Annotated in this window: 3 protein-coding genes; 1 reads left to right on the plus strand and 2 read right to left on the minus strand. The window is 70.5% G+C overall.

Going from position 1 to position 2743, the window contains the following annotated elements; genetic code table 11:
• Positions 1-143: 143 nt before the first annotated feature.
• Together U9R90_RS35215 and U9R90_RS35220 are read right to left on the minus strand one after the other, a co-directional pair.
• Positions 144-1166, minus strand: a complete 1023-nt coding sequence (locus U9R90_RS35215) for a LacI family DNA-binding transcriptional regulator (RefSeq protein WP_411061490.1) — start codon at positions 1164-1166, stop codon at positions 144-146.
• Between the two features lie 24 nt (positions 1167-1190).
• Entirely contained in the window at positions 1191-2024 is an 834-nt protein-coding gene (locus tag U9R90_RS35220; RefSeq protein WP_411061492.1) for a winged-helix domain-containing protein, read from the minus strand.
• 275 nt (positions 2025-2299) lie between these two features.
• Between U9R90_RS35220 and U9R90_RS35225 the strand changes: the two genes are divergently transcribed.
• Positions 2300-2743 (plus strand): alpha/beta hydrolase (locus U9R90_RS35225; RefSeq protein ID WP_411061493.1); only part of this gene is annotated, 444 nt, incomplete at its 3' end.

The following is a 2743-nucleotide window of genomic DNA, read 5'->3' on the forward strand; positions in this document are numbered from 1 at the left end:
TCGGGGGGACGCGGCGGGGCGTAGGGCGGCGGGGGCGGGAAGCTGTCTGCGGTCATGTCTCAGAGCTTCGCCACGCAGTGTGAGAGCTGTCTGAGTGCGTCCTGAGAAGCCCGGCAGAACCGTGTATGTCCGGTGTAAGGGCGCTAGTCGCAGCCGCAGGAGCGGCGGACGGTCAGGCGGGACGGGAACTGGCGCAGGCGTTCGCGGCGGGAGCCGACCACGCGTAGGCCGTCGTCCAGGACCAGGTCCACCGCGGCGCGGGCCATCGCCGGGCGGTCCGAGGCCACCGTGGTCAGTGGCGGGTCCGTGAGGGCGGCTTCCTTGACGTCGTCGAAGCCCGCTACGGCCAGGTCGCCGGGTACGTCGAGGCGCAGCTCGCGGGCCGCTCGCAGGACGCCGATCGCCTGGTCGTCCGTGGCGCAGAAGATCGCGGGCGGGCGGTCGGGGCCCGCGAGGAGGCCGAGGGCGATCTGGTAGGCGTCGTAGCGGTTGAACGGGGACTGGAAGAGGCGTCCCTCGGTGGAGTGGCCCGCCTCTTGCATGGCCCGGCGCCAGCCCTCGACGTGGTCGGTGACCGGGTCGCCGGTGAGGGGGGTGTCCTCGGTGCCGCCCAGGCAGGCGACGTACTCGTAACCGTGTTCGAGCAGGTGGCGGGTCGCGAGCTGGGCGCCGCCGATGTCGTCGGTCACTACCGCGACGTCGTCGATGGCCTCGGGGCGCTCGTGCAGCAGCACCACGCGGGCGTCCCAGGCGTCGATCTCCGCGGCGGCCTGTGCGGTGAGGCCCTGGCTGACCAGGATCAGACCGGAGACCCGCATGCCCAGGAACGCCCGCAGGTAGTGGACCTCGCGCTCGTGCAGGTAGTCGGAGTTGCCGACCAGAACCATCTTTCCGCGCTCGGCGGCGGCCTGCTCCACGGCGTGCGACATCTCCGCGAAGAACGGCTGCCGTGCATCCGGCACGATCATGCCTATGAGGTCCGTGCGCCGCGACGCCATCGCCTGCGCGACCCGGTCCGGGCGGTAGCCCAGCTCCTTGATCGCGGCGAGTACCCGCTCGCGCGTGGCCGGGGCGACCGGCCGGGGTCCGTTGTTGATGACGTAGCTGACGACCGCGGTCGACGTACCCGCCAGTCGCGCTACATCGTCCCTAGTCACCTTGGCCACACGCGAGAGTCTACGCGGGCAGAGTCATCGCTTGGCAGGGCGCACGATCGCATCGTTATCTACGGATTCGGCCGTGGTACCTGTGGAGTTCTTCGGGGTGTCCGCCTGGGGCGCGTCCTGGTGGGCCTCTTCCGGTGGCTTGGGGCGTGCGGCCTTGGCCTGCGCCTCGTCCGCGCCCCGGTCCACCTTCTCCGGGGTGACGAAGCGGTATCCGACGTTTCGGACGGTGCCGATCAGTGCCTCGTGCTCCGGGCCGAGCTTGGCCCGCAGCCGTCGTACGTGGACATCGACCGTTCGGGTGCCGCCGAAGTAGTCGTAGCCCCAGACCTCCTGGAGGAGCTGGGCCCGGGTGAAGACCCGGCCGGGGTGCTGGGCCAGGTATTTGAGGAGTTCGAACTCCTTGAAGGTCAGGTCCAGGACCCGGCCCTTGAGCTTCGCGCTGTAGGTCGCCTCGTCGACCGAGAGGTCGCCGTTGCGGATCTCCATGGGGGAGTCGTCGCCGGTCAGCTGCTGGCGGCCCATCGCGAGGCGCAGGCGCGCCTCGACCTCGGCCGGGCCCGCGGTGTCGAGCAGGACGTCGTCGATGCCCCAGTCGGCCGTGACGGCCGCTAGGCCGCCCTCGGTGACGACGAGCATCAGCGGACAGCCGGGTCCTGTGGAGCGGAGTAGCTGGCAGAGGCTGCGGACCTGCGGAAGGTCGCGGCGGCCGTCGATCAGGATCACGTCGGCACCCGGGGTGTCGACGAGTGCCGGGCCCTCGGCGGGGGCCACCCGCACGTTGTGCAGCAGAAGGCCGAGGGCGGGGAGCACCTCCGTCGACGGCTGGAGGGCATTGGTGAGGAGCAGCAGAGAACTCATCGCCGCCCACCTGCCTGGGTCGGACTGGGGTGGTGCTGGTTTCGCTCGCCCATTACGTCGGTTCCTCCTCGGTCCCTGCGAGGACGTATGTGGCACTGCTTGCCTTGCTGTGGCGGTTCCGCGCCCTGGAACCGCCGCCGTCCGCTTGAGGCCTAAAGCCTGCCGGAAAGCACAAAAGGACCCGGGGGCTGCGTTGCCCGGATCCTTCGCCAAGCAGAATAGCCCACATCACTTCCGCCGCGGCAGGTCGAACCGGAGGATCTTCTGTGCAGCCGATCACTCGGAGCGAGACGGTTGGTGTGGCGCGGGCCACATTGCACTCCGGTTTGCGTGCGACTTTGCGCACCGCTGACGGGGTCGCGATCGATGCCTCGTACGAGCCGGGTGCGGGGGGTGTCGACGCGCCGGCGATCGTGATCGCGCATGGGTTCACCGGGGATCTGGAGCGGCCGCATGTGCGGCGGGCCGCGGGGGTTTTCGCGCGGTACGGGGCTGTGGTCACGTTCTCCTTCAGGGGGCACGGGAGGTCCGGCGGGCGCTCGACCGTCGGGGACCGCGAGGTGCTGGATCTGGCTGCTGCCGTGCGGTGGGCGCGTTCGTTCGGGCACGCGCGCGTGGTGACCGTCGGCTTCTCCATGGGCGGTTCCGTGGTGCTGCGGCATGCGGCTCTGAGGGGTTCCGGGGCAGGGGCGGCGCACGAGGGGCGCACAGAGGACGAG

The organism is Streptomyces sp. E11-3, assembly GCF_046540415.1.
Lineage (GTDB): Bacteria > Actinomycetota > Actinomycetes > Streptomycetales > Streptomycetaceae > Streptomyces.